The 25736-nt window shown below is 58.3% G+C and carries 23 protein-coding genes and 1 pseudogene; 10 read left to right on the top strand and 14 right to left on the bottom strand.

Features of this window, described 5'->3' with window-relative positions:
* Positions 1–107: 107 nt before the first annotated feature.
* From NKH21_RS08550 to NKH21_RS08495, 12 genes and pseudogenes are all read right to left on the bottom strand, one after another.
* Positions 108–752 (bottom strand): fumarylacetoacetate hydrolase family protein, encoded by a 645-nt coding sequence (locus NKH21_RS08550; protein WP_352864183.1) that lies wholly within the window; start codon positions 750–752, stop codon positions 108–110.
* Positions 728–931, bottom strand: coding sequence for a fumarylacetoacetate hydrolase family protein (locus NKH21_RS08545; protein WP_352864180.1), 204 nt, complete (start codon positions 929–931; stop codon positions 728–730). The genes NKH21_RS08550 and NKH21_RS08545 overlap by 25 nt, the downstream gene beginning before the upstream one ends.
* Positions 931–1386 carry a hypothetical protein gene (locus tag NKH21_RS08540; RefSeq protein ID WP_352864178.1) on the bottom strand — a complete coding sequence of 152 codons (456 nt, stop codon included), beginning with the start codon at positions 1384–1386 and terminating at the stop codon, positions 931–933. Before NKH21_RS08540 ends, NKH21_RS08545 begins: the two co-directional genes overlap by 1 nt.
* A 37-nt stretch (positions 1387–1423) precedes the next feature.
* Positions 1424–1636, bottom strand: coding sequence for a rhodanese-like domain-containing protein (locus NKH21_RS08535; protein WP_352864296.1), 213 nt, complete (start codon positions 1634–1636; stop codon positions 1424–1426).
* A gap of 20 nt (positions 1637–1656) precedes the next feature.
* A pseudogene (locus tag NKH21_RS08530) lies at positions 1657–1719 on the bottom strand (hypothetical protein); the annotation flags it as partial.
* Positions 1720–1783: 64 nt separating this feature from the next.
* Entirely contained in the window at positions 1784–2485 is a 702-nt protein-coding gene (locus NKH21_RS08525) for a FadR/GntR family transcriptional regulator (RefSeq protein ID WP_352864176.1), read from the bottom strand.
* A gap of 2 nt (positions 2486–2487) precedes the next feature.
* Positions 2488–3264, bottom strand: a complete 777-nt coding sequence (locus NKH21_RS08520) for an SDR family NAD(P)-dependent oxidoreductase (RefSeq protein WP_352864174.1) — start codon at positions 3262–3264, stop codon at positions 2488–2490.
* A gap of 246 nt (positions 3265–3510) precedes the next feature.
* Positions 3511–4584, bottom strand: a complete 1074-nt coding sequence (locus NKH21_RS08515) for an alkene reductase (protein WP_352864172.1) — start codon at positions 4582–4584, stop codon at positions 3511–3513.
* Positions 4585–4818: 234 nt separating this feature from the next.
* On the bottom strand, positions 4819–5793 hold the full coding sequence (locus NKH21_RS08510) for a D-2-hydroxyacid dehydrogenase (protein WP_352864170.1): 975 nt from the start codon (positions 5791–5793) through the stop codon (positions 4819–4821).
* 9 nt (positions 5794–5802) lie between these two features.
* Complete coding sequence (locus NKH21_RS08505) at positions 5803–6756, bottom strand: LysR substrate-binding domain-containing protein (protein WP_352864167.1); 954 nt, start codon at positions 6754–6756, stop codon at positions 5803–5805.
* A 120-nt stretch (positions 6757–6876) separates the two neighbouring features.
* A complete protein-coding gene (locus NKH21_RS08500) occupies positions 6877–8070 on the bottom strand; it encodes a mandelate racemase/muconate lactonizing enzyme family protein (protein WP_352864293.1) in 1194 nt (397 codons plus the stop codon).
* A 5-nt stretch (positions 8071–8075) separates the two neighbouring features.
* On the bottom strand, positions 8076–8930 hold the full coding sequence (locus NKH21_RS08495; RefSeq protein WP_352864165.1) for a sugar phosphate isomerase/epimerase family protein: 855 nt from the start codon (positions 8928–8930) through the stop codon (positions 8076–8078).
* A 145-nt stretch (positions 8931–9075) separates the two neighbouring features.
* On the opposite strand from NKH21_RS08495, the gene NKH21_RS08490 reads away from it, so the two are divergent.
* From NKH21_RS08490 to NKH21_RS08445, 10 genes are all read left to right on the top strand, one after another.
* The gene (locus tag NKH21_RS08490) at positions 9076–11337 is read left to right on the top strand and encodes an acetate--CoA ligase family protein (RefSeq protein WP_352864163.1); all 2262 of its coding nucleotides are present in this window, start codon (positions 9076–9078) and stop codon (positions 11335–11337) included.
* A complete protein-coding gene (locus tag NKH21_RS08485; protein ID WP_352864161.1) occupies positions 11334–12863 on the top strand; it encodes a sugar ABC transporter ATP-binding protein in 1530 nt (509 codons plus the stop codon). Before NKH21_RS08490 ends, NKH21_RS08485 begins: the two co-directional genes overlap by 4 nt.
* Complete coding sequence (locus NKH21_RS08480) at positions 12860–13831, top strand: ABC transporter permease (protein WP_352864159.1); 972 nt, start codon at positions 12860–12862, stop codon at positions 13829–13831. The genes NKH21_RS08485 and NKH21_RS08480 overlap by 4 nt, the downstream gene beginning before the upstream one ends.
* A gap of 9 nt (positions 13832–13840) precedes the next feature.
* Positions 13841–15760: a hydantoinase B/oxoprolinase family protein gene (locus NKH21_RS08475; protein ID WP_352864157.1), complete on the top strand. Its 1920-nt coding sequence runs from the start codon at positions 13841–13843 to the stop codon at positions 15758–15760.
* An 18-nt stretch (positions 15761–15778) separates the two neighbouring features.
* The gene (locus NKH21_RS08470) at positions 15779–17806 is read left to right on the top strand and encodes a hydantoinase/oxoprolinase family protein (protein ID WP_352864154.1); all 2028 of its coding nucleotides are present in this window, start codon (positions 15779–15781) and stop codon (positions 17804–17806) included.
* Between the two features lie 121 nt (positions 17807–17927).
* Positions 17928–18947, top strand: a complete 1020-nt coding sequence (locus NKH21_RS08465; RefSeq protein ID WP_352864152.1) for a sugar ABC transporter substrate-binding protein — start codon at positions 17928–17930, stop codon at positions 18945–18947.
* 24 nt (positions 18948–18971) lie between these two features.
* Entirely contained in the window at positions 18972–19823 is an 852-nt protein-coding gene (locus NKH21_RS08460) for an enoyl-CoA hydratase/isomerase family protein (protein ID WP_352864149.1), read from the top strand.
* Between the two features lie 12 nt (positions 19824–19835).
* Positions 19836–20582 carry an amidohydrolase family protein gene (locus NKH21_RS08455; RefSeq protein WP_352864147.1) on the top strand — a complete coding sequence of 249 codons (747 nt, stop codon included), beginning with the start codon at positions 19836–19838 and terminating at the stop codon, positions 20580–20582.
* 47 nt (positions 20583–20629) lie between these two features.
* Positions 20630–21619: an acrylyl-CoA reductase (NADPH) gene (gene acuI / locus NKH21_RS08450; protein ID WP_352864144.1), complete on the top strand. Its 990-nt coding sequence runs from the start codon at positions 20630–20632 to the stop codon at positions 21617–21619.
* Between the two features lie 223 nt (positions 21620–21842).
* Complete coding sequence (locus tag NKH21_RS08445; protein ID WP_352864141.1) at positions 21843–22913, top strand: GlxA family transcriptional regulator; 1071 nt, start codon at positions 21843–21845, stop codon at positions 22911–22913.
* Positions 22914–22934: 21 nt separating this feature from the next.
* Here the strand turns inward: NKH21_RS08445 and NKH21_RS08440 are convergent, their stop codons facing one another.
* Both NKH21_RS08440 and NKH21_RS08435 read right to left on the bottom strand, forming a co-directional pair.
* Positions 22935–23651, bottom strand: a complete 717-nt coding sequence (locus NKH21_RS08440) for a class II aldolase/adducin family protein (protein ID WP_352864138.1) — start codon at positions 23649–23651, stop codon at positions 22935–22937.
* Positions 23652–23661: 10 nt separating this feature from the next.
* A complete protein-coding gene (locus tag NKH21_RS08435; protein WP_352864134.1) occupies positions 23662–25731 on the bottom strand; it encodes a dipeptide ABC transporter ATP-binding protein in 2070 nt (689 codons plus the stop codon).
* Between the last annotated feature and the right edge of the window lie 5 nt (positions 25732–25736).

Here is a 25736-nt window from a genome sequence, read left to right as displayed (position 1 = left end):
TCCCTCGAATTCTAGATCTGACTTGTTTGGCGCCATGCGACCAGTTTTGCAAACTGCAGTAGGTACTTCTCGCGCACTCCATTCGAACCGTGGACATCGAACGACCATTATCGCCTCCGACGCGCTTCACCACCGCGAAAAGGTTGCGAAGCAAACAAAAAGACACGAACACAGGATTCGTCTTGACCTACGATAGGGCCGCAGTGCGGCCCTCCGCTGGTTGTCAATGGCGCCAAGTTAACAGGGCGGACATGGTCTACCAGCGCATACATGCCGCTCAAACGATGGGGTTCGTCAGTATGCCTACGTCCTCGATTTCGACGCGCAGGATCCCCGCTCTTGAGCGAGACTCGGGGTCTCTTATAGTAGCCGACGCCTCCTGGTGTGCCTGTTGCGATTAGGTCGCCAGGCTCCAGTGTGATGTCCCTGCTAATGAACTCAATGAGCTCGGCAACGCCAAACACCATATTGGCCGTGTTGGAATCCTGCATGGTTTGCCCGTTCAGCGTCAGCTTTATAGCCAGCTTTTGCGGGTCCCGGATCGCGCTGGCCGGTACAAGAGCAGGGCCAATAGGACAGAATGTGTCGAAGGACTTGCCTCGTGTCCATTGGACATCCAAGACCTGCACGTCGCGAGCAGAAATGTCGTTGAGGCAAAGGTAGCCCGATACAAGATTCAGCGCATCCTTCGCGGCAACATTTTTGGCTCGACGACCTATGACAACTCCTAATCCGCTTCGAAATCCACGCATTGAGAGGCGCTTGGTAACACGATGGCATCACCATCGCCGACGAGGGAATTCGCCCATCTGGCAAAAAGTAGCGGGCGTTCGGGCAATGCGATCTTCGCTTCGGCGGCATGGTCCTTGTAGTTGAGACCAACGCACATGATCTTGCCTGGAGAAGCGATCGGCAGCCTTGGTGGAGACATTAATTCGAATCCTTCAGCTTGCTGTCATAAATTCCTGTGAGGCGGGTATCCGTACTGGACGCGCTATTTATCCAACTCCGCAGGTCACCGGACTTCCACCAGTATGACGGATCGTCCCCTTCCTTAAGTGCGAGTTCTTCCACGGAAACACCGCGGAAGCGTTGAAGGGTGAATTCGCTTTGGCGCATGAACCCGACCGCCGTCGTTCCGAAGATCAAGGAGTGAATTTTGACAGACCAACCTTCCAGTGGGCCTAGCCGATCCAGGGCGGCGCGCTCTTCGGCCGTACGAACATGGAATACTGCAAATCCGCCATTCGGATCAGCGAAGTGATCGTGGGCGATGCAAAGGCCTCGCCGCTCGTCGAGCAGATACTCGTTCAGACGGAGATTGGATTCGTCCCATGACATTGACGCGGGTGCAACCGCATATACAAGACAGCACGTTTCCTTCATGATTTTCTCTTAGCGGATTGAAGTCCAGACCGCGATTTCAGGTCGTCACCGGGAACCCGTGCGAGACCCAGTCTTCCAACCCTTCGGTGTAGCGGAAGACATTCTTGTAGCCCAGATTGCCCAGTCGCTCGGCCAGCAGGGCAAGGCCACGCCTTGGCGAAGGTCCTGGAGTAGCTTGATGATCGAAGCCTGCACCGAGACGTCGAGCGCAGAAGTGATCTCGTCGCAGATGATCACGTCCGGACGGCATGCGAGTGCCCGTGCGATCAAGGCCCTTTGGCATTCTCCCCCGGAAATCTCTCGAGGAAATGCATCTGCAATCGACTTGGACAAAGACAGCTCGGCAAGAAGGTCTAATTTGCGACCGCCCCATGCTTCTAAGGTAGAATGCGGCCGATCAGCGCGATCGTCGTATGGAGCTGATTTGTTTGCTATCTCGGTCGAGTGTACAGACCATGGCGGGCTCGGCTCTATCCTCGTTGCGTTCGTCGATCGCGTTTACGAGTTCCGTCGCGATTTCTCGTGACACTTGCCGCTCGGTTTCAACGCCGCCAGAAGGCTTTGGTGCAAAAGTGGCAGCCCAAGCTTCTTCGATGGCGTGAGCAAGCAGCACGTTTTGCGTTGCTTCCGCAACGGTCATTTGAAGCAACGTTTCGGCACGCCGGAGCAGGCTTGGACTATCGGCGTGCTCCATGTCATCTGCGGCCCGGCGCATAATTCTCAAATGCGAGGGCGTTCGTCTCACGGCAGCGAATCGGGCCGCAATGCGGGCGTTGACGGATAGAAATTCGAAAGCGCGCATGATTGCTGCCGGATCTCTACCGATCCGACGCAGGACAAGCGACCGCAGCTCATCCTCGCTCACGACAAAGGCGCCGCCTGCTACCCCGCGCCTGACTGTGAGATACCCTTCAGTTTCGAGTATCCGCAGGGCCTCGCGCAATGTCACCCGGGATACTTCCAGCTTCTCTGCCAACTGGCGCTCGGCCGGGAGACGCTCACCGGGCATGATCAGCCCGATGTGGATCTGCCGTCTGAGCCCTTCCACGGCCAGGCCATAAGCGGCCTGCTGTTCGACCGGCCGGATGCCCCAGAGCATAGTCAGACAGCCGTGAACGTGTTGTCGACCATGATCTCAGCGCCATTGATGAAGCTCGACGCATCGCTTGCCAGAAACAGTGCGACGCTAGCGACTTCTTCTGGCTCGCAAATCCTGCCCTGCATGATGTTGACGTCGCCCTCAGAGGTTAAAATGCCGTAGCGCCTCAGCTGATCAATTTCATCCTCGCCATGCCGTGTTCGTACGAAGCTCGGACAGAGATTGTTACAGCGAATGCCACGATCCCGGTATTCGACCGCAATGCTGCGCGCGAGCTGGTGCATGGCTGCTTTCGAGGCGCAATAGACACTTTCGAGATGGGTCGCGGCCTTAACCCCGGTAGACGATGTGTTGATAATAACGCCCCGGCCCTGCTCCAGCATGCGGGGCAACACCAGTCGCGTAACCATAAAGGCACTCTTTGCGTTGTTGTCCATCAGCCAGTCCCAATCGTCGAGCGTTACCTCCAGGAACGGTTTAACGATTATGACGCCCGCATGGTTGAACAGAATGTCTATCTTGCCGAGGTGACTGTGAGCGTTTGCGACGAGCCGCTCAACGTCGGCACGGATGCTGACATCCCCGTGTTCGAAATGGACCGTCAGGTTCTCGGCAAGGCATTCAGCAACTAGGCTATCCCCAGCGGCCTGGTCGCGATCCGCAAAAACGACCCGGCAACCCTCTCGAAGAAAAGCGCGCACCGATGCCGCGCCAGCGCCTTTCGCGCCACCTGTAATCAGCGCGGTTTGGCCCGCGAGCATGCCTGCTGATCTACTCATGTTGATAGAGATCCGTTGGTAGACATCGTTGCACCTGGGTTACTTATGACGATCCCGGCGCGAACTCATTTCGAATTGCGCCGTGCCGCATCAGGGTATCTGTCTGTGCGAGTAGCATATTGTCCAGCTATCTCGCCAGAATCCAACGCGGTCGGCGACAGGTTGGCTCTCGTCGCTCTAGGTCGAGGCACTCAGGGGAGGCTGTTTGCCGAGCCAGGGAGACTGGTTTGCGAAGGAGGCCGAACACTACCGGGAAGGGTAGTCAGTGTAGCCCGTCGCCCCTTGGGTATACCAAGTCGTCTTGTCGTGGCCAGCCAGCGGCGTGCCAAATCGTATTCGTTCGGGAAGATCGGGATTGGAAATAAATGGACGTCCAAAGGAGATCGCGTCAGCTTCACAACGGTTCAAGGAATCCTGGGCCGAATGGCCATCGTAACCTGAATTGAGGACCAGGATGCCGTGGAAAGCTTCTCTGATACGGGGATGGATGGGGGGGCGATCGGGCTTGGCGAAGGTGTCATCCGGCTTGGGTTCGCGTATCTCTAGGAAGGCTATGCCGAGGCTGGATAGCGCGGCCGCGGCCGCCACGAATAACTTTTCCGGCTTGTCGTCGTTAATGCCGAAGTATGCACCATTGGGCGACAGCCGCAGGGCCGTCCTGTCGGGACCGATCTCCTCAACGACGGCTTCCGCGGTCTCGAGCAAGAAATTGATGCGGTTCGCAATTTCGCCACCATAGCGATCGTGACGGGTATTTGCGCTACTGCGAAGGAATTGATCAACGAGGTAGCCGTTTGCGCCGTGGATTTGCACTCCATCGAACCCCGCCCGCATCGCATTTCGAGCGGCCTGCCGATACTCGCTCACAACGCTGCGAATCCCAGTCAAACTAAGTGCTCGAGCGCGAGCGTAGGGACGCTTGCCCTCATAGGTATGGGCGAGCCCCGGCGCGATCGTAGCCGACGCCGAGACGCTTCGCCGCCCGTTTAGGAACTGTGGTGCGACCATGCGGCCCATATGCCAGAGTTGACAGAATATGCGCCCGCCAGCTTCGTGGACCGCGCCGGTGACGGCCGCCCAGCCCTCGGCCTGTTCTTCGCTCCAGATGCCAGGTGCATAGGGCCAACCGAGCCCTTGGGGGCTGATGCCTGTCGCCTCGCTAACGATCAGCCCGGCCGATGCGCGCTGCGCGTAGTACTCTGCCATGATGGGTGTCGGCACCGCGCCGCAGGTTGCACGAGAGCGCGTCACCGGAGCCATGAATACTCTGTTCGGTGCGACCGTCGCGCCAATTGTGATGTGGTCAAACAGAGATCGCATGCACATGACACCGTCACGGTCGGCTATGAAGCATGACCGCCGACCATTCCTTTGACCTCGAGGAACTATTCAATAATATCCGATGTCATGTCACAAAAGACCGTCGGGCCGTTCCGTTGCCGGATCGATCACGTCAAGCCGCTGGTTAGAAGCGGGCTCGATCCCCTGTCTGTTGATGTAGAACTTCCCATCTGGTGACATATGCGCAGTATCCTGAATAGCGGTGGCCGTAGGCTAGAAACCTTGAACCTTGTCGACAACGTTATGGAGCGGCCTGCCGCTGGCGAACCTGTCGCAATTGTCCCTGATAATTGCAAACCGCCGCTCATCGAGGTCCGGCCCATAGCTCGCCATGTGTGGCGTGATGAAGAGGTTCGGAGTGCGCCAAATCGGATGCTCGGGCCGCAATGGCTCGTCTTCGAACACGTCCAAAGCAGCGCCCGCGACCTCGCCGGCATTCAACGCCTCGATGAGATCCGCGATCGACGTCGTACCGCCACGGCCCACGTTGATAAAGAATGCGGAAGGTTTCATTGCCCGGAAGCGGGGGCGCGTGAACATCATGCGAGTTGCAGGGGTCAGAGGGACGGTGACCACGACGAAGTCGGCATCCGGCAGTGATTGGTCGAGGTTTCCAGCCGGAGCTATCCGCTCGACATGCGGAACGGGGTCCGTACGGCGGGCGTCCACCCCGAAAACCCTTAGACCGAATGTAGCGCAAAGCCGCGCGAGTTCGCTTCCGATGCCCCCCATACCCACGATGAGCACCGTCTTGCCGGTCAGCGCGACAACGCCTGTGTCGAGAGGCTCAGGGTTCCACTCATGCTTGAATTGGCGGGGGAGATAATAATGAAGCCCTCGTGCGAACCCCAGGATATAAGCCATGACGTGAACGGCGATGTGATCGCTATAGATGCCGCGAAAATTTGTCAGCACCATGCTATGCTTTTGGAGGAAGTCAGGGAAAAATCCTTCCGGCGGCGCTGCATACGGGGCCTGGAGCCACCTCAGTTTGGACGCCCGCGAAAGCAGCTCAGGCGTAACTTCGCCATAGGCTGCGTCAGCATGTTCGATCAACTCCAGGGCATCGGCGTCATTTTCGGCCATATGGAATTTGAATGGACCGGGGAAGGCTACCAGGCGTTGATGCCAGACACGAATGACATCGTCCTGCGGCGGCAGGAAGAGGAAACTCAGTTTATTGTTCATTTGAAATGACTATCCCAAATCACGGGGCCGGATTAGCGAACCAGCCTGTTCCTCTGCCGATAGCGATTCTTGAATGATCCAATCACAGAACCGACCCACGGCACTGTTAGGCGTTCGCATATTTCGAAGTTTTAGGTAGAAGCTCCCGATCGACATCAGGCCAAACTTTAATGGCTGCACCAGTGTGCCCGTCCTGACTTGTTCGGTGATCAGGGGTGGTCCCAGCAGGGCAAATCCTTCGCCAGCCTCGCAAGCCTGAATCAGGTTGGCATAATTGTCTACCGTGATGCCTGCCGGTAGCTTCGAAACGTGGATGCCGTTCTGCCTGAACCAACTGCGCCATTTTGAACGCGCATCGTACTTTCTGCCTTCCAGATAGATCAGCCGTTCGCTCAAAAGCTCTTCCGCTCCAGAATTAGACTTCAGGCTTGTCCGGTAGGTCGAGCTGCATGTCGGCGCTACTTGCTGTTTTAGTAAGAAGCGTGCGCTGGGATCGATCAGATCGTCTCTGAAATAGCGAATGGCGACATCGACGTTTTCCTCATCGATATCGATATATCGATCGGCCACGATGAGGTTGATCTCAATGTCGGGGAAGGCGGCACGGAATGAGCCCACTCGAGGTAAAAGCCAGTACGTTGAAAACCCTGTTGTTGTTGTCACCGTGACCGTGTTTTCCTGTGGATCGTTCTCAATTGCCAGAACGACGTCGAGGATCTCTTCCAGACTCCGGGAAACAACCGTGAACATCTTCTCGCCCTCGGGCGTCAAGCGCACCGATCGGTTCAGGCGGTGAAATAGAGGCTTGCCAACGAAGCTCTCGATTGCCTTGACCTGGTAACTGATTGCCGCCCGCGACACGTTAAGAGCTTGCGCGGCCTCGGTAAAATTGGAGTGTTTGGCTGCAGCTTCGAACGCGACCAAATAGTTTAGAGGCGGCAACTGGTAGCGGAACTTCGCCATGGCTCGCGGTCCATTGAGCGCGCTGCGCACTTTCAACTCAGCGGCGCGTTGATGTGGCGCTTTCGTAGGGCGCCGATTGGATGTGCGAGACGATAGCAAGCCTGTCACGAAGTTGCACCGCTAACTGAAAGTTTGGCGTACGATCGCGCCTTGGCGGGTCTTGGCATCCGGCAACAGCTTGATGCCGAGACCGGGGGCATCTGGGACCGTGGCGTAGCCGTTGGCGATCTCGGGAAGTCCGGTCACTATGTCCAGGTACCAACCGCGATAGTAGGCACGGACGGCCTCCTGCATCAGGGCGTTCGGCGCGTTGAATGACAGATGGATCGACGCTGCAAGCACCACCGGCCCGGTGCAATCGTGCGCCGCGACTGGCAACTGATAAGCCTCTGCCATTGTAGCGATCTTCTTGGCTTCAGAAATTCCGCCGCACCACGACAGATCCAGCAGCACGATCCCGGCAGCGCGACAAGCGAGGAGGTCTCGGAACGACCACCTCGTGGCAAGTGTTTCCGAAGCCGCCAGGGGAACGTGAGTCGCTGAGGCAAAGGACTGAAGCGCCATGACGTCATCCGCCCGGATTGGATCCTCGTACCAGTACGGCTCGAATTCATCTGCGTAGTGCGCAAGCCGTTTCGCGGTCGGGAGATTGAAACTGTTGTTGAGCTCCAACATGATTTCGATCTTGTCGCCAACAGCTTTGCGGATCTTAAGTAGCGGCTCCAGCCCTTTCTTTATCTGGGTCGGATCGAGGTCCATTGTCAGATTGCCGGTCTGGAACTGCTTGAATGGCCAGATCTTCATCGCGGTTATCCCTTCCGAAAGAAGGTCCTCCGCGAGTTCGGCAGGGTTGTTCAAAGATGCTTCGTAGTCTTCATAGCGACGCGACCCGTTGCCTACGTTGACGGTCATGGCACGATTGCCGAAACCGTGCCCACCGTAGCCGGCGCAGGTGTTGTAGATGCGGACCTGTTCGCGCGAGAGCCCCCCGAGCAACTGCCATACCGGCTGACTGGTAACCTGGCCGAATATATCCCAAAGCGCGATGTCTATAGCCGAATTGCCTCGCGTTTCGGCGCTTGTTGAATTGAAACCTAGAAAACCTGTAAGATCCCGGGAATGTCGATCAATCCTCAGTGGATCCTTCCCAATGAGATATGGCGCGACAACCTCATGAATATAAGCCACAACCGTCTGAGGATTATAGAAGGTCTCGCCAAGCCCGGTGATTCCTTCGTCCGTGTGGACCTCCACCCAAACCGTATTGGAAGAGAGATCCGGGAGATAGACGGACTCTAACCCTGTAATCTTCATTCTGGTCACGAAGCTTTCTTTAGGTGAGGGAGGATTGTCTCGGCGGAACGCCGAACGAGGTCCCGGTACCGCATTTCCTCGACAACGCCGCCGGCTGTGTCGGAATGCACCTGTCCGCCCTTGCCCTGGTCAACAGATCCGAATGCTGCGTCGATTGGTGTGCGGTCCACAAAGGGGACAAATTCAACAGGAAGGCCACCTTTGTAGCCGGCAGCAGCCAAGGCATCGATGACGGCAGCCCAATCGTAATGACCCATTCCTGGCGCGAGGCGGTTCGTATCAGCAAGATGATAGTCGGCAAGCTTGCTTCCAGCCAAGCGTATTGCCCGGATAGGATCCGGTTCTTCAATGTTGGCATGGAAGGCATCCATGCACACCCCGCAGTCACCACCGACGGCATCGGCGAGCAACAGCGCCTGGTCCAGACGATTTAGAAAATGGGTTTCGAAGCGGTTCAGAGGTTCCAGGGCGAGCCGGATGCCTAGAGGACCCGCGCTTGCGTTGATCTCCTGGAGTGCGTCGACGCACCAATACCATTCTTCCTGAGGACTGGCGGCCGGTCCTTCCCGCCCAAAGCCGGGCACGACGACCAGCACTTCCCCTTTAAGGCGGTGCACGAAGGCGAGGCAGTCAATTGCATAACGGATATAGGTAGTTCGCTCGTTTGCCCTCGCCGTAAGCAATTTTGCCTGCGCGTATGGCCACATGACGCCGCCCCAGCAGCGCACGCCTTTGTTCGACAACAATTCCCTGACGCTGTCGCGTTTCGAGAGCAGTCCCGGATCGCAGTAGATCTCCAGGCTCTCATATCCGAACTCAACCAGCCGATCACATGATTTTGCAAGCGGTTCGGGCTTCATCCAATTGTGTATCGAAAGATGCATTGAGACCCCTGTGGCCGGCGGTCGATGCTGGTTGATCGGCCACTGGGGCGAAATAATTGCATGACATCATAGACATGCAGATGTCCAAAATTTTGACGGCTGGGCGACAGCATAAGCCGAGTTGACCCTGGGCGTGTTTGGTTCATTAGCTAACGAAGAACCAATCGAAGGGATCGGCGGACTCGCCGCAAGCGAGTTCGGGCACTTGAAAGCAGTCGCCCAGGTCAATGCCAGAAAAGGGTTGAGGACGAGTTTGAGTTTGAATGCAGATCAATCGCCCTTGGACACGGCGAAGGTCGTTTCGCGAGGGTTAGACTGCCTGCTCGCTCCGCGATCTATCGCGCTTCTTGGGGCATCGTCACGACAGGGTAGCCTCGGTAATGCTATGGTTCAAATGGCGCGCATCGGAGGCTACGCGGGCGAGATCTATGCGATCAATCCTCAGTATGCCGAGGTTGACGGGCTGCCCGCGTTTTCCGATCTGCAGTCACTTCCGCGTACCGTCGATCACGTCGTCATCGGCTTGGGCAACGAACGCCTGGAGGCGGCTCTCGAGGCCGTTGTCGCTCATGGCGCAAGGGCCGCAACTATTTTCGCTTCTTGCGTCAGTCTTGGCCTGCCAGACCTGAAGGACAGATTGACCACCATTGCAACAAGCGCCGGCCTGACGATCTGCGGTGGCAATTGCATGGGCTTCTATAACAATGCCATCGGCTTGAGGGTGGCAGGATTTCCTGCGCTCCAGGCCATGCGCGACGGGCCAGTCGGGCTCATCTCGCAATCCGGCTCGGTGTTCGGCGCTCTGGCGCACAATGACGAACGGCTGAGATTTGGAGCGGCCGTTTCCTCCGGCCTGGAAATGGTGACCACGACCGCAAATTACCTGCAATGGATGGTTGATCAATCGTCATTCCGTGCCGTCGGCATATTCATCGAAACAATACGCGATCCGAGCGCTTTTGAGCGTGCACTTATGTGCGCTGCGGAACGCGAGATCGCCGTTGTCGCTCTCAAGGTTGGCCGAACCGCAAAGAGCGCCGAGATGGCACTTAGCCATACCGGCGCAATTGCTGGATCCGACGCCCTTTATAAGGGCTTGTTCCGCCGCTATGGCGTGATCCAGGTCGATGATCTCGACGAAATGGCTGCTACCCTGCTGATTTTTCAGCAGCCGCGGCGGCCAGCCAAAGGAAATTTGGCGGCGGTTCATGACTCTGGCGGTGAACGCGAGCTCGTTGTCGACCTTGCCGAGCGGCTGGGCGTCACCTACGCAGACCCAAGCGCGGCGACGTTGGATCGAATTGCTTCCTATATCAGCGATGACCTGAAGGCTGCAAACCCTTTAGATGCTTGGGGCGGTTCTGCCAATTTCGAGGCCGTCTTTGCAGATTCAATGACGGCATTGCTTGAAGACGACAATGTCGCGATGGGTGCCTTCTTCTGCAACATCAGAGATGGATACTTCGTGTCCGAGGGTGTCGCCAACGCAGCTATCACCGCGCATCGGCGAACCACGAAGCCTGTCGCTGTGGTTACAAACTATGCGGCTGTAAAACATGACGCCTTGGCGCTTCGGCTAACACAACTTGGGGTGCCGGTTCTGGATGGAACTCAGATCGGCCTGCGCGCTCTTCGGCATTTCATGTCCTGGCGCGCGAGGCCGCTCACCTCACCGGAAAGACCACGCGACATCCCGGAACGACCCGGCACGTGGAGGCAACGGCTGAGCTTTGCCACATCGCCTCTTTCTGAGCACGAAGCTCTTGATCTGCTTTCGGCCTACGGGATCAAGACGCCTAGGCGTCGGCAGATCGCCAGCCCCAAGGAACTGCGGGAAGCGGTCTCAACACTGGGTTTTCCGATTGCTCTGAAGACGGCATCGGACGGTGTGCTGCACAAGAGCGACGTCGGCGGAGTGATCCTTGGCATTTCGGACGAAAAGTCTCTGCTTGAAGCCTACGAAAGAACCGCGGCACGCCTGGGCCCGAAGGCGTTGCTAGCTGAAATGGCGCCCAAGGGCGTGGAACTGTCGCTTGGCGCGGTCATAGAAGATGGTTGGCCGCCGGTGATTATGGTGGCGGCCGGCGGCACATTGATCGAGCACCTGGCGGACGCTGCGTTCGATGTCGCGCCGTTGGATGCGAAAAGAGCCCGGACAATGGTCGACTCGCTTAGCGTCAAGAGGCTTTTGGATGGCTATCGAAATTCTCCACCAGTCGAACTGGCCGCGGTAGTCGAAACAATCGTCAGATTCAGTTGGCTGGTGTCGGATCTCGCAGCGTCTGTCGATGAGATCGACGTAAACCCAGTGATTGTTGGAGCCGCTGGCGCGGTAGCAGTCGATGCGCTTGTCGTTCCTCGGTCCAAACGGCGAATACAATGACCAGCGCTACCATTTCACTGGGTCCCGCGCAATTTCGAGTGGAGGTGCAATCCATCGAGAAGTCGTTCGCGGGCATTCACGCGCTGCGCGGCATAAACCTGGGAATTCGTGCCGGCACCATTCATGGCCTTATCGGCGAAAACGGCGCGGGCAAGTCGACGCTCGGACGAATTCTTGCCGGTGCCACGTCACCCGACCGTGGACGAATATTGATCGACGGCAAGCCGGTCACTCTAAATGGACCTCGTGATGCGCTAAGGCAGGGGGTGGGACTCGTCGCTCAGGAACTTAATGTTGTTCCCCGAATGACGGTCATCGACAACGTATTCCTCGGCAATGAACTGTCGAGTGCTGGCCGGCTGCGGCTCCGGTCGATGCGTCGCCGATACGCGGAACTGCAAGAGCGATACGGCTTTGCTGTGCCGGCCGACACCGTCGTGGGTACCCTGCGCTTGGTGGAGCAGCAGAAGGTCGAAATCCTGCGAACTCTCGCCCGCGATGCCGAAATCATCATCATGGACGAGCCAACGGCGGCGCTGCCCGAAAAGGACGCCAGAACGCTGTTCGATATCGTCAAATCGCTGCGTGAGCGCGGCAAAACCATCATCTACGTCTCGCATTTCCTCAACGAAGTGCTGGCGATGGCTGACTTCGTTACCGTGCTGAAGGACGGTCAACTAATCGACACCGCGCCTGCGGCAAGCGAAACGCCGCGCTCGCTCGTCCGCAAAATGCTTGGCCAGGAAATGGACCTCGCATTCCCGCCAAAGACGATTGCGGCCGGCAGCGACCCAGTGCTGGAAGTCGACGGCCTGACCCGTGCGCCAGCTTTCCACGACGTGTCATTTTCGGTGCGGCCAGGCGAGATAGTCGGTCTGGCTGGCTTGGTCGGGAGCGGCAGGACAGAAGTGGGCCGCGCCATCTATGGCGCGGACCGCTTTGACTCCGGCGCTGTGCGGTTCAGAGGCAAGGCGCTGGAAGTTTCCAGCCCAAAGGATGCGATCAAGCTAGGGATCGGTCTGGTGCCGGAATCGCGCAAGGACCAAGGCCTGATGCTGTCCATGGATATCATGGACAACATGACCATGCCGCATCTCGGCAGCTACACGCGGGGCGGCCTGATCAACGAGGCCGGGCGTCGGACGGAGAGTTCCCGGGTCGCGGAGAGGCTGAAAATCAGACGGCCTGTCTCCGGGCTACCCGTCCGACTGCTCTCAGGCGGCAATCAACAAAAAGTCCTTCTCGGACGCTGGATGATGCGCAACGCGAAGTTGCTCATCATCGATGAACCCACTCGTGGTGTCGACGTCGGCGCCAAGCAGGCGATCTACGTTTTCCTGAATGAATTGGCCCAGCAAGGCATGGCCATACTTCTGATCTCCTCCGAGATGGAGGAGATCCTGGGCCTATGCAACCGCACCGTGGTGATGCGCGAGGGGTATGTAAGCCGGGAACTCACGGCAGGAAATTTGACGGAAGACTCTGTCCGGCGCGCCGCGTTCGGCATGCAAGAAGAGGGAGAATGACGGTGGTCGCAGGAGATTCCGGGCGAGTTGCTGAAGGCAAGAAGGTTCCATTTTCCACTGGAGAGCTGGGTGTCGTCCTGGGCTTCCTGTTGCTCTTCACCGCACTCAGCATCTGGAGCCCCGTTTTCCTGACGCCACGCAATTTGCTGAACATTGTCGATCAGTGGGCCCCCATCGCTTTGATCGCATGTGCCGGCACACTGGTGATCATGGCTGGAGGCTTCGATCTCTCGGCCGGTGCCACCTTCGCCCTGGCTGGAATCTTGTCGATCCTCGCAACCAATGCTGCTGGCCCTATCGCCGGCATCGTGACGGGACTCGGGGTCGGGTTCCTAATCGGGCTGATCAATGCGTTGCTGACCACGGTGGGGAAGGTCAACACCTTCATCGGAACACTTGCGACTGCAATAATCGGGCGGGGTATCGCCACTGCCATTACCGGTGGCTTCATCGTCTCCACCGACTCCGAGGGCTTCGCGGTCCTGGGTACCGCACGGGTTTTCGGTATACAATTGTCGGCTTACATCCTGGCGCTAACTGCCATTGCCTGTACATTGGTTGTCCTGCGCACACCCGTTGGGCGACATATCCTCGCCTGTGGAGGTAACCCCGAAGCGGCACGCCTGTCTGGCGTAAGCGTGCACGTTACGCGAGGGGCGACGTTCGTCATTTCGGGCCTTTTGGCGGCGCTCGCCGGCCTGATGGTGGCAAGCCAGGTCGGGTCCGTGCAATCGACTACCGGCGTTGGCATCGAATTCACGGCCATAGCCGCGGTTGTCATTGGCGGCAATTCCATCTTTGGCGGTGAAGGCGCCATCTGGCGCACCGTGGTGGGCGTCTTCATCCTGGCCATGATCGGCAATGGCTTCACCCTTCTGGGTCTCAATCCGACTTATCAGGACATCGTCAAGGGATTGATTATCCTCACGGCCGTTGGGCTCGACGCTTGGACTCGTAAGAAAATCTAGGAAAAATCGATGAAGTATTCTTCGATTCAAAGAAAATGTGCTTTTTGCGGAAAGATGCTGGCGCGGGTCAGTACTGCTGAATTCTGCGACAAAACCTGCGAGACAGCCGGCGCGAAAAATCCTTTGCCTGCTGATCTCCCCAACGCTTTGGCAAACTGGCTGAAAACCGACTGCTATTCGGGTGAGACCAGCGTCGATGCGATCACGCTTGAGGTGATCAACGGCGCGCTGCTTTCCATTTGCAAAGAGATGGCCAAGACCATGGAGCGCACTGCCTACAGCCCGGTCTTCTACGAGGGCGCTGACCTAACAACGGCCATCTATGACGCTGATCTCACCCTCATTGCCCAGTACGAGGGCATCCCGGCTCAAATGGGTTCGATGAAATTCGCAGTCGAGGCGGGCGTCGACCACGTTGGCAAGGAAAACCTGCAGCCGAACGACGCCATCCTCTTCAACGACAGCTATCATGGGACCCCCCATCTTCCAGAGTTCTGCATGATCATTCCGGTCTTCCATAACGGGGAGATCGTAGCCTACTCCGCAACCATCGCGCATCATACTGACGTGGGCGGTAAGTCGCCCGGATCAATGCCGGCCGATGCCACGGAAATCTACCAGGAAGGCGTCATTATCCCTCCCGTCAAGTTCATCAAGGCTGGGAAGGAAGATCCCGAACTGTGGGAGGTAATGCTCGCGAATGTCCGCACCCCGTTGAAATCCTATGGCGACGCGATGGCCATGTACGCCAGCACGCGCATCGGCGAGCGTCGCGTTCTTGAGCTGGTGGAGCAGCATGGCCGCAAGCGCTTTCAGGAACTCTGTGACGAAGTCCGGCGCTACGCCGAACGGCGCATGCGAGCCAGCATACGCAGCATACCCAACGGGATTTACGAAGGCACGGTTCGCTTCGATTATGATGGCGTAACCACCGATCCCACCGTCGTTCGCCTGTCGCTGATTGTGCTCGATGAGGACATCATCTTTGATTACCGCGGCAGCGACCGACAAGCCAGGGGACCGGTGAACAGCCCCTACGGGGTCGCCTATTCCGCTAGCGCCAACGCGGTTTTCAACGTTGTTGATCCGTACCTGAACCACAACCAGGGCACATTCGCACCGCTACACGCCATTCTGCCGCGTGGCAGCATTGTCAATTGCATGCATCCTGCCCCTCTCAGCGGCGGACAGTCTGAAAGCCACAACGCGCTGGTCGAGGGTGTTCTCGACGCTTTACGCAAGGCAATTCCTGACAGGGCGCCTGCACCAGGTGGAAGCTCGACCACCCAGCTTACAGGCGGCGGCCGCGACGAACATGGCGAACCTTATACCTTTATTACCTGGGAAGGATCGGGCTGGGGGGGGCTTCGCGAACGGGATGGAACGACGGCCGTTATGGCCTGGGTAGGTGTTGGGAGCAAGACGTTCCCTGCCGAAGTGCTGGAGACCCACTATCCTTGGCGTGTACGAAAGCGCGAGCTGCGCCCGGATAGCGGGGCAGGGGAATTCCGTGGCGGCCTCGGAGTCGCGACCGAATACGAAATCCTTGTGGATGATTTCCAGCTCAACAGTGTGTCGTGGCGTGGTGTGTCGGCCCCCGCTGGCTTCAATGGCGGTGAAGGAGGGCAGATCACAACAATCAGGGTGCTGCGTGATGGCAAGGAATACACCCCCCTGGAACTGGGAGCTCATATTGTTTGCCTCACACAGTTCAGCGCATTGAGACTACGCCGTGGCGATCGGCTGCGCGTCTGCTCGCCCGGGGGTGCCGGCTACGGAAACGTCGCTGATCGTGATCCGGCCCTGATCGAGCGTGATCTGATCGCCGGCTACATCACGCCAGCCAAAGCCATCGAATCTTATCGAATGGCCAAGCCGCAGGTGGAAGCGATTGCCGCCAAGTACGGCCGGCCTGCAGGCAAGATTTGAGTTTGAAGGGTTTTTGACATGACAATGATCGGCGTCGACATCGGCGGCACATTCACCGATTTCATCATCGCGGAGCGGGGCTCGGTCCGCATTCACAAGCGGCCAAGCACGCCAAGAGCGCCTGCTGAGGCATTCCTGAAGGGCTTGGAGGAGGCTTCGGTTGCGCCTGGCACGCTGGAAAAGGCTGTCCACGGAACCACTGTTGGAACCAACACGATGATCGAGCGCCGCGGGGCGCGGGCCGGGCTCATCACGACGTCAGGCTTTCGCGACACCCTGGAAATCGGTCGCGGCATCAAGCCTATGACCGACTACTTTAACCTGCGCTGGACTGCGCCTGCGCCCTTGGTTCCAAGGGAGCTACGGTGTGAGGTATCGGAGCGTATCGCCCCTGACGGATCTATTGTTGATCCACTGGATGAAGCTGAAGTAGAGGCTGCGCTCGAGTTTCTGTCAGAGCAAGGCTGCGACTCCGTCGCGGTTTGCCTGCTGTTCAGCTACGCCAATCCGGTACACGAACGCCGCATCGCCGAGATAGCGGCCAAGAAGTTCCCCGCCCTCTCCATCTCCACGTCCTCGGACTTGCTGCCTCAGTGGCGAGAGTATGAGAGAACGTCCACTACCGCAGGCGACGCCTACATCAAGCCCGTGATGGCCCGGTACTTCACCGCTTTGGAAGACAAGCTGGCGGCAGGAGGGTTGGACCGCGATCTTTTCATCATGAAAAGCAATGGCGGCCTGATGACCTCCCGGACCGCCAAGAACTATCCGATCCACACCTTTCTCAGCGGCCCGGCCGCGGCAGCATTAGCGGGAAAGTTCATCGGGAAGAGCGCGGGCTATGACAATGTCATTACCACGGACATGGGCGGTACAAGCTTCGATCTATCGCTCGTGCGAGACAATGAGCTTGCCTACCGTACCGAAGGTGAAATCGATGTAGGCATTCCGGTTCTCATTCCGACTATTGACATTCGGACCCTCGGCGCCGGCGGCGGCAGCATTAGCTGGATCGATGCCGGCGGCGCACTGAAGGTCGGACCGCAAAGCGCCGGGGCGGACCCGGGACCTGCCTGCTACAGTCGCGGCGGCACAAAGCCAACCGTCACGGACGCCAACCTTTTACTTGGCCGCTTGGGCACAGAAGCGGCGTTGGGTGGATCGGTAAGGCTCGATCGCGACAAGAGCGTAAAGGCGATCCAGCAGGTCGCGGAGCCTCTTGGTCTGGAGGTCGAGAAGGTTGCCAAAGGCATAATCGACATCTGCATCAACAATATCGTGCACGAGGTGCGGGCGATAAGTGCTCAGCAGGGTATCGATCCGAGAGCCTTTGCCATGATCGCGGCGGGCGGCGCCGGGCCGCTGCATGTCGCGCCGCTTGCCGAGGTACTCGGAATGAGGACGGTCATTGTGCCGCCGCGGCCGGGCCTACTTAGCGCCTCCGGGTTGCTCTTGGCCGATTTGCGCTTCGACAGCGTCCGATCATGGCCATTGGTGCTTGAACGAGGAGATCTCGGCCAGCTCAATGCAGTCTTCGACGAGATGGTCGGGGAAGCGCTGCACAACCTTGAAGGCGAGGGTTTTGGCGGCAAGCCAACACTCATCCGGTTGCTCGACATGCGATATGAGGGTCAGAATTGGGAGATCAGCGTCCCGGTGCCTGCCGGCGAAATCTCGTCCGAAGTCGTCGCCGCCGCCTTCGATACCGAGCACGAGCGCCTCTACGGGATTCGCATTCCCAATGCTCGTCACGAGGTTGTCAACCTACGCGTGACCGCCATCGGCCCGCAGGCAGATCCGACGCGCTGGCTACCGAGTATACAGACGGGTGTCGCTGGTCCGCCGGCATCGAGGCGCAAGGTCTATGACCACGCATCCGATCGCTATGTGGAAGCGCCGATCTATGATCGTGAGACACTGGTCATTGGCCAAGAGTTCGAAGGCCTTTGCATTGTCGATCAGATCGACACGACGTTGTTCGTTCCATTCGGATGGAAATGCAAAGTCGACAATCAAGCCAACATCGTCATGACCCGCAAAGATTAATCACAATAGATGGAGGACAATATGGATTTTTGACCGCACCCAAGCGGTAGAGCGCAAATCAAAAATGAAGGTTAAACCGAAACGCAGTTAACGAACTGAATAAGTATCAAGGAGCGGAACAATGAATAAATCAGGTCGTAGAATGTCCAAAGAAGTCATTCGGCTGGTCGGCGGCATCGCGCTTACGATGTCGATGACCAGCGCGGCGCTCAGCGAACAACTGAAGCTCGCCCTCTTCGTACCCTTCAAAAATGCATACTATGCCCAGACGATTGCCTCCACGCAGTCGATCGTCAAGGACGGCGGCGGTACGGTGGAGGTGTTTGACGCCGGCTCGGATGCTCAACAGCAGGCGAGGCAGATTCAGGATGCGACGGTATCGACGCGTTTCAACGCCTTCATGATCGTTCCATTCGACGGTGGTGGGGTAGTGCCTTTCGTCAAAGCTGCGTCCGATGCCGGAATCAAGGTCGCGATCGACACGACGGTCGTCGGCACGGATCTTAAGACCGAAAAGATTCAGGTCCCGGGAGTGGTCAGTTCCGCGACCAATCCACCCTATCACGATGGCCGGTCGATCGGAGAGAACGTGGTTCAGGCCTGCAAAGATATCAATCCATGCAAGGCCATCTATCTGGCCGGCAAATTTTCCTTCGGCTACGACAGCGGCGTTCGGACTGGCGTTGAAGAGGTCCTCAAGGATCATTCGAACATTGAGATTGTCTCGATGGTTGAAGGAAATTACCTCGCAGATACTGCGTTCAAAACAATGCGCGATGCCTTCCTCGCGAACCCCGACGCCAATGTCGTGTTTTCCACCTCTGACACGATGATCGCTGGTGCCGTCAAGGCCGCCAAGGCGTCGGGCCTCACTCTTGGCGAAGGCGGCGTCAAGCTTGTCGGCAACGGTGGCTCGGAAATTGCGGCACAAGGCATCAAGGACGGCACATGGTATTCGTCGCTGATCTGGATGCCGACATCGAGCGCCCAGTTCAACATCAAGAATTTGGAGGCTGCCGTAAACGGCAAGCCGCTGCCAGGCGAGGCGGCCATCTATACACCAAAGGCGTTGAGCCCGGTGGGCCTCTTCATCGACAAGACCAACGTTGACAAGTTCAAGCCCGAATATCAGGGCAGCTGAGCAAGACGGTGGGCAGCATCGACTATGCTGCCCAACACGCATATTCCAGAGGTTTTGGGTCGATATTCCATGGGCGATTTTTCAACGATCGAGTATGACGTCCAGGACGGTATCGCGGCTATCCGGCTCAACCGCCCCGCAAAGCTGAATGCCATAAACCTGCAGATGGTGACTGAGCTTGAGGAAGCCATCCTCCACGCCGAAGCCGACTCTGCCGCAAAAGTCATCATCCTCGCCGGCCGAGGAAGGTCGTTCAGCGCCGGGTTTGATTTGAAAGAGATCGAATCGGGTCATGTGGACCCTGAAAAGAAAAGGCGCAATCTGGAACGGAAGTTCCGGATGATCATGAACTTCTGGAACTCCTCGAAACCAACAATAGCCGCGGTTCAGGGTCATTGCATCGGTGGAGGGTTCGAACTCGCTCTGTCCTGCGACATCACTATAGCATCAGCCTCATGCAGAATGGGGGAGCCGGAGGTTCGTTTCGGCTCAGGCATTCTCGCCATGCTCCTTCCCTGGCTGACTGGAGCAAAGGCCGCCAAGGAACTGCTGTTGAGCGGCGACGACACAATCACAGGAGAGCGTGCGTTGTCGCTGGGCATCATCAACCGCCTTGTGCCCGACGATGCACTGGAGGAAGAGGCCAGGTCGCTGGCCAGGACCATCAAGCAGGCGGATACTCATGCCGTAGCCATGACCAAACGGGCGATCAACGGCTCATTGAACGCCATGGGCATGCAGGAGGCTTTGCTGCACGCGCTTGAAATCGAGGTTTCAATTGAAACAGCCAGCACCCCGAAACGCGCCGAGTTTCAGAGAATTTACCAGACGGAAGGCCTCAAGGCTGCTTTGGCTTGGCGTGACGCCGCCGGGTAGCCGAATAATCAGATGACGACCGACAGCTATTGCCATTGCGGGGAGACGAAGTATCGCCCGCTACAAGATGTCATCTCTATGCTTGACGCAGCTGGAGTGAGCAGGGCCGTCCTTGTTCAGCATATGGGCGAGTTTAACAACAGCTATATAGGCAAGGCCCTAGCCGAGAATCTCACACGCTTTGCCGGGGTCGCACTTTTGAATCCGAACGGCGATTGGTCGGTTGCCCTGGATACGCTTGCTGCCAGCGCTGGCTGGAAAGGGGTCAGAGTAGACCAACCCATGCTGCTTGGCGCGCCTGCCATGTGCCGGGACATTCTGGAGCGCGGGATGGAACTCCTTGTCTATATCGATGACGACGGGGTTCCCGCGGTGCGTGCGAAGATCGCCGATCTTGCCACCTCAAACCCAAAGAGGCGAATTGTGGTTTCGCACTACGGTATTGCTCATAGCGTCGAGGCTTTCAGCAAATTCCGCCTGGCGTGCGACCTGTCATCGATTTCCAACGTGCGAATTGTGCTCTCCGGTCTTTCCCAGTTCGCGAAGGAGCCGTTCGAGCCGTTGATCGAGCCCACGCGCGAACTCATCGAACGCTTCGGCACAGAGCGGCTGATGTGGGGGTCTAATTGGCCTGTTTGCGGCGGTCGCGACGGCTATACAGCCGCGCTGGACTTCATTACGTCGGGTAAGCTTAGTTTATCTGACAAAGCCATCGATGACATCTTGTTCAAGACCGCGGACGACACGTGGTTTGCATAATGTAGCCCCATGATCATCGGGATTTTCGTGTCCCTCCAGGAGAGAGCATGTCCGAAACCTTCAAAGCCATCCTCATCTCGCGCGACGCCGAAAAGAAACAATCGGTCGCCGTGACCGACCTGACCGAAGCCGACCTGATGGAAGGCGATGTCACGGTCGCCGTCGAGGCGACGACGGTGAACTACAAGGATGGGCTGGCCATAACAGGCAAGGCGCCGGTGATCCGCCGCTGGCCGCTGGTGCCGGGCATCGACTTTGCCGGTACCGTCATCTCGTCTTCCCACGCCGACTGGCGCAAGGGTGACAAGGTCATATTGAACGGCTGGGGCGTCGGCGAAACGCATTTCGGCGCCTATGCCGGACGTGCCCGCGTCAAGGGCGACTGGCTGGTGCCGTTGCCGGACGGCATGAGCCCGCATGACGCCATGGCGGTCGGCACGGCCGGCTACACGGCCATGCTTTGCGTCATCGCGCTTGAGCGGCATGGCATCGTGCCCGATCGCGGCCCGGTGGTGGTGACGGGGGCCGCCGGCGGTGTCGGCTCGGTCGCCGTCTCGATCCTGTCCAGCCTCGGCTATCATGTTATTGCCTCGACCGGCCGCAGCGCCGAAAGCCCCTATCTGATCGACCTGGGTGCCGCTGAGGTGATTTCGCGCGACGAGCTTGCCCAGCCGGCAAAACCGCTCGCCAAGGAACGCTGGGCCGGCGGTGTCGACGCGGTAGGCAGCCACACGCTGGCCAATGTGCTGTCGATGGCCTCCTATGGTGGAGCGGTCGCCGCCTGCGGTCTGGCCGGCGGCATGGACCTGCCGGCAAGCGTCGCCCCGTTCATCCTGCGCGGCGTTAGTCTGCTCGGCATCGATTCGGTGATGGCGCCAAAGGCGGTCCGCCTGGAGGCATGGCGCCGCATCGGCGTCGATCTCGACCTCAAGAAACTATCGGCCCTATCGCAGAGCATCGGCTTCGACGGCATCATCGATGCCGCGCGCGACATCGTCGAAGGCAAGATCAGGGGCCGCTTGGTGGTAGATATCTAGGTTTGCTCTCGCGAAGGTGTTGTTCGACCTGGCAATGAGCTTTGCACGAGCCCGACGGTTGACTGAGCTCAGCCCATCATTGGCCGCTCCCCGGAATGTCTCCAGATGCGTCCAGCACAATCTGCGCGCCTGTCCATTACTGATATGCGCACGTCGCAAATGTTCGTCTTTAGCGGGGCTGTGTATTTGATAGTGAAGCGCAAAACTCAGTGAGGATCAGCTGATGGTGAAGACAAGACGAACGAGTGTCTCCGCGCCTTCGAGCGCCAGGCCCGCTGCGAAACCGATTTCCTTTGTATTCTACCTTGCTCAAGACTTTCCCTTGATCGCATTTTCTTCGGCAGTTGATGCCCTGCGGCTTGCCAACGCGGCTGTTGGATATCGGGCATATGACTGGCGCGTCGCTTCCCGGGATGGCGGCTCTGTGCGATCAAGCTGTGGGGTCGACATATCGGTTGCCAGCGATCTAGCCGCAGAGCGGAAGTGCCTTCTCAATTCCGAACGACCAGCGATGGCCATTGTTTGCGCGGGGCGAACTTTGGAGAATCCTTCCGATCGGGCTCTCGAAGCTTGGCTGCGCGAATGTAGACTTCGCAGAATTGCTGTGGGTGCTTTTGGATCCGGCAGCTATATGCTTGCCAAAGCGGGACTGCTGGATCGGAAGAAATGCGCCATCCACTGGGAAAAGCTGCCCGGTTTCAGTGAGCAATTCATGACGACATTTCCGAGCCACACCATTTTTCAGGAAGACGGCGACGTCTGGACATGCCCTGGCGGCATGGCTGCTTTTCACATGATGCTACAGATCGTCGGTAGCGACTTTGGCGAGCAGATCGTAGCGCGCGTTTGCGATCAGGCATTGGTCGAACGGGCAAGACTCCCCACCGAGCGCCAGCGCGTACCGTTGGCCAACCGACCCGGAATGGTCAACGAAACGGTTGTTACCGTGGTGGAACAAATGGAACTGAACCTGGCTGAGCCGTTGTCGGTAGATCACCTCGCGTTGCGCGTAAACCTCTCACGCCGCCAGGTGGAGCGACTGTTTCGCAACCACATCGGTTGTTCGCCAGTGCGCTACTATCGTGAATTGCGACTGGAACGGGCAAAGCTTCTGTTGATGCAGTCGCAGATACCGATTGTCGGCATCGCTGTTTCCTGCGGGTTCCTATCCGCTTCGCATTTTTCGAAGTGCTATCGAGAAGCAAATGGCATGTCTCCCATGCAGGCACGGAAAAATCGCGATCACCTTGCCGCGGGCCGGATTGCAGGTAAGGCGTATGAGGCAGCAGCATAAGCCGAGTTGTTCGGCACGCCGCTAACGAGAGGCCGCAGTCAATTCGTCCGCCTCTTGGTCGCCGGCGGTGAGCATGTCCCACAGCCGCTCGACTTCGCGCCCAGAGAACTGCCCAAGATCGGCGGCCTGGGCCGGGTCAAGGCGTAGCGCGGTTTCTGATTGACCGGCCTGAAGCAATGAAAGTTCCACACGCGCTGCCTGGTCCAGCATCCATGCCAGCGCGACCGCTTCCGGCAAACTGGACCCTGCGGTCACCGCGCCATTCCCACGCAACACGATGCCACGCGCCGCGCCCATCATTTCAGCGACACCGGCTGCCAATTCGTCTTGGCGAAGAAGACGGGTGTCGACCCACAGCGGAGGCGAGGGGGCGAAATAGGCGCTGAACACGTCGCGCGCTGCAGGCACCTTGCCCATCAGCGACAATGGCATCAGACTCGGCGCGTAGAATCGGCAGACACCGCTTACGTCTGGTCGCCGCCGATAGATCTGCTGGTGGACCCGTACCTCGCCGAGTACCCCAGGCGGCAACGGAGCGTTGATCTGCACGATCGTGCAGGCTTCGCCGACTTCTGTGCGCCCCGGCGCCTTGGGCGGACCCACGAGAAGATGGTCCGCGTCCAATCGTACACTACAATGGCCAAAGGCGGTTACCAGCCCTGCACGCGCGATCGCGCGACAGGCAAGCCTCAGAATTCGGGCCGAATGTCCTTCTCTCGTGGCGGAAGGTTGAACCATTTCGGTGCCGTCAATGGGCGGCTGGTTGGGAGGTTGCGCATGCTTTCGGCATGGCGCGCTGCCAAGGTGACAGATGGCCAAGTTGTTCCAGCGGGATATGGCAGCGGAGCATTGCCTCCCGCGTCCGGCGCTCTGGAGGCTCCGCGCTGAGGCAGATATCACCGAGACGACGATGACATTTTTGGGCATAGACGCATCCCTGGCTAGACGCGACAGGCTTATTCTCGTCGGACGCCGTCGCCTCAAGGATCGGCTTTTCGCTTCGCAAGGCGGCGTTCAGTAGTCGTTCCGTGTAGGGGTGGAGCGGACCGTGGTAGACGTCATCGACATGCCCGTGGTGCACGACTTTGCCCCGATACACGATCATGACTTCATCAGCGAATGCATGCACAACCGCCAGATCGTGGGAAATGAAAAGAATCGCGGTACCCCATTGCGCCTGCAGACGCTTCAACAGTTGCAGGATGGATGCTTGGACCGAAACGTCTAGGGCCGAGACGGCTTCGTCGGCAATGACCAGCGCGGGCGATCCCGCGAAAGCACGCGCTATTGCGACCCGTTGTTTCTGGCCGCCCGAGAGTTCGGCCGGGTAACGATCCAGCAAAGCAGGATCAAGTTGTACTGCGTGCATCAAATCTCGTGCCCGTTGATCGATTGCGGACGCAGACTTCAAGTCCGTTAGCTTACGGATGGCACGACGCAGTCCTGTTCCGACAGTGCGAGCGGGATTGAGCGTGCCACCCGGGTTCTGGAACACCATCTGCATGGCCGCCGCGACCTCGTCTGGCCGGCCACTCGGTTCCAGCCTGGCGCCTTCGAAGCGGATATCGCCGCTGCTTGGCCGGTCTAGGCCGATAACCAGGCGCGCCAGCGTCGATTTTCCTGATCCGGACTCTCCAATAACCGCCAAGGTGCGACCGCGGTGCATTTGGAAGGAGATGTCGTCATTGGCGCGGATTGCTTGCGGGTTTCCTGAGACCGCGCGACGAGGAAACAAGCGGGTCAGGTGCTCGGCTTCCAACAGCGGCGCAGGCACGGCTGTTGGAACTGGATCGTGTCGCGCAGCATCTTGCAGGGGAACCTCAGCTTGCTCCGTCATCGGGAAGTGACAACGGACCATGTCATCGGGTTGCCGATTGTTTAGCGCTCGCAACTGCGGATGTTTCCCCAAGCAGCGGTCGGCGCGCACATTCGAACACCGGTCTGCAAACCGGCAGCCCTCGAGGGGTGCTTCGCCTGCTTCGGAAGGTGCCTCGATTCCAGTTAGTACGGCGCGCCGGCCCCTTTCGGCGATGCGAGGGGTGCAAGCCAGGAGCGCTCGCGAATAGGGATGCGAGGGTTCACGCATGATCTCATCGGTTGCCCCGATCTCGACCAGCTCTCCCTTGTACATGACTCCTATGCGAGAGCACACTTGAGCCACAAGTGGCAAATCGTGCGAGATGAACAACATACCCATTCGGCTACTGCTTCGGATATCCGCTATAAGATCGACAATCTCCGCTTGGACCGATACGTCCAACGCCGTGGTCGGCTCGTCGAGCAGCATCAGCGCAGGTCGGGCGAGCAACGCCATTGCGATGCCGATCCGTTGCTTCTGACCGCCGGACAGCTGAAAAGGATAACTGCTTAGGATCCGGTCCGCGTCAGCCAGTCTTACCGATTGTAGCGTCTGTGTTATACGCGCTTCCCGCTCACCGTTTGACAGCGAAGATAACGCCGCGATCTCGCGCAACTGCCCTCCGATGCGTAGTCGAGGGTTCAGCGAAGCCATTGGATCCTGGTGGATCATGGCAAGCTTGTTTGCCCGTAGTTCCCGTAGAGCCGAATTGCCGAGCCCGTTGACGGGAATGCCGCACACTCGCACGCTTCCAGAGACTATCCGCGCGCCGCCGGTCAGATGGCCCATCACGCTCATTGCAAAAGTCGATTTTCCGCAGCCTGACTCACCGACGAGTCCCAGCGCCTCCCCAGATCCAATTGACAGCGATACGTCGGAGACTGCTTCGATGGCCCGACGCCCCTTGCCATAGGTGACCGTCAAGGCTTCAACATCAAGCACGGAGCCGGCAGTATCCATTTGGC

The sequence above is a fragment of the Mesorhizobium sp. M1329 genome (assembly GCF_040318035.1).
GTDB lineage: Bacteria > Pseudomonadota > Alphaproteobacteria > Rhizobiales > Rhizobiaceae > Mesorhizobium.
This window is presented reverse-complemented; position numbering and strand designations above follow the sequence as displayed.

Coding starts and splice junctions, on each gene's coding strand:
- NKH21_RS08500 (WP_352864293.1), bottom strand. CDS start 8,070: ATGAAGATTACAGGGTTAGAGTCCGTCTATCTCCCGGATCTCTCTTCC.
- NKH21_RS08480 (WP_352864159.1), top strand. CDS start 12,860: ATGACGGTGGTCGCAGGAGATTCCGGGCGAGTTGCTGAAGGCAAGAAG.
- NKH21_RS08465 (WP_352864152.1), top strand. CDS start 17,928: ATGAATAAATCAGGTCGTAGAATGTCCAAAGAAGTCATTCGGCTGGTC.
- NKH21_RS08440 (WP_352864138.1), bottom strand. CDS start 23,651: ATGGTTCAACCTTCCGCCACGAGAGAAGGACATTCGGCCCGAATTCTG.
- NKH21_RS08495 (WP_352864165.1), bottom strand. CDS start 8,930: ATGAAGCCCGAACCGCTTGCAAAATCATGTGATCGGCTGGTTGAGTTC.
- NKH21_RS08485 (WP_352864161.1), top strand. CDS start 11,334: ATGACCAGCGCTACCATTTCACTGGGTCCCGCGCAATTTCGAGTGGAG.
- NKH21_RS08515 (WP_352864172.1), bottom strand. CDS start 4,584: ATGCGATCTCTGTTTGACCACATCACAATTGGCGCGACGGTCGCACCG.
- NKH21_RS08545 (WP_352864180.1), bottom strand. CDS start 931: ATGTCTCCACCAAGGCTGCCGATCGCTTCTCCAGGCAAGATCATGTGC.
- NKH21_RS08445 (WP_352864141.1), top strand. CDS start 21,843: ATGGTGAAGACAAGACGAACGAGTGTCTCCGCGCCTTCGAGCGCCAGG.
- NKH21_RS08475 (WP_352864157.1), top strand. CDS start 13,841: ATGAAGTATTCTTCGATTCAAAGAAAATGTGCTTTTTGCGGAAAGATG.
- NKH21_RS08535 (WP_352864296.1), bottom strand. CDS start 1,636: ATGCCGTCCGGACGTGATCATCTGCGACGAGATCACTTCTGCGCTCGA.
- NKH21_RS08510 (WP_352864170.1), bottom strand. CDS start 5,793: ATGAACAATAAACTGAGTTTCCTCTTCCTGCCGCCGCAGGACGATGTC.
- NKH21_RS08470 (WP_352864154.1), top strand. CDS start 15,779: ATGACAATGATCGGCGTCGACATCGGCGGCACATTCACCGATTTCATC.
- NKH21_RS08455 (WP_352864147.1), top strand. CDS start 19,836: ATGACGACCGACAGCTATTGCCATTGCGGGGAGACGAAGTATCGCCCG.
- NKH21_RS08505 (WP_352864167.1), bottom strand. CDS start 6,756: ATGGCGAAGTTCCGCTACCAGTTGCCGCCTCTAAACTATTTGGTCGCG.
- NKH21_RS08520 (WP_352864174.1), bottom strand. CDS start 3,264: ATGAGTAGATCAGCAGGCATGCTCGCGGGCCAAACCGCGCTGATTACA.
- NKH21_RS08540 (WP_352864178.1), bottom strand. CDS start 1,386: ATGAAGGAAACGTGCTGTCTTGTATATGCGGTTGCACCCGCGTCAATG.
- NKH21_RS08525 (WP_352864176.1), bottom strand. CDS start 2,485: ATGCTCTGGGGCATCCGGCCGGTCGAACAGCAGGCCGCTTATGGCCTG.
- NKH21_RS08435 (WP_352864134.1), bottom strand. CDS start 25,731: ATGGATACTGCCGGCTCCGTGCTTGATGTTGAAGCCTTGACGGTCACC.
- NKH21_RS08550 (WP_352864183.1), bottom strand. CDS start 752: ATGCGTGGATTTCGAAGCGGATTAGGAGTTGTCATAGGTCGTCGAGCC.
- acuI (WP_352864144.1), top strand. CDS start 20,630: ATGTCCGAAACCTTCAAAGCCATCCTCATCTCGCGCGACGCCGAAAAG.
- NKH21_RS08460 (WP_352864149.1), top strand. CDS start 18,972: ATGCTGCCCAACACGCATATTCCAGAGGTTTTGGGTCGATATTCCATG.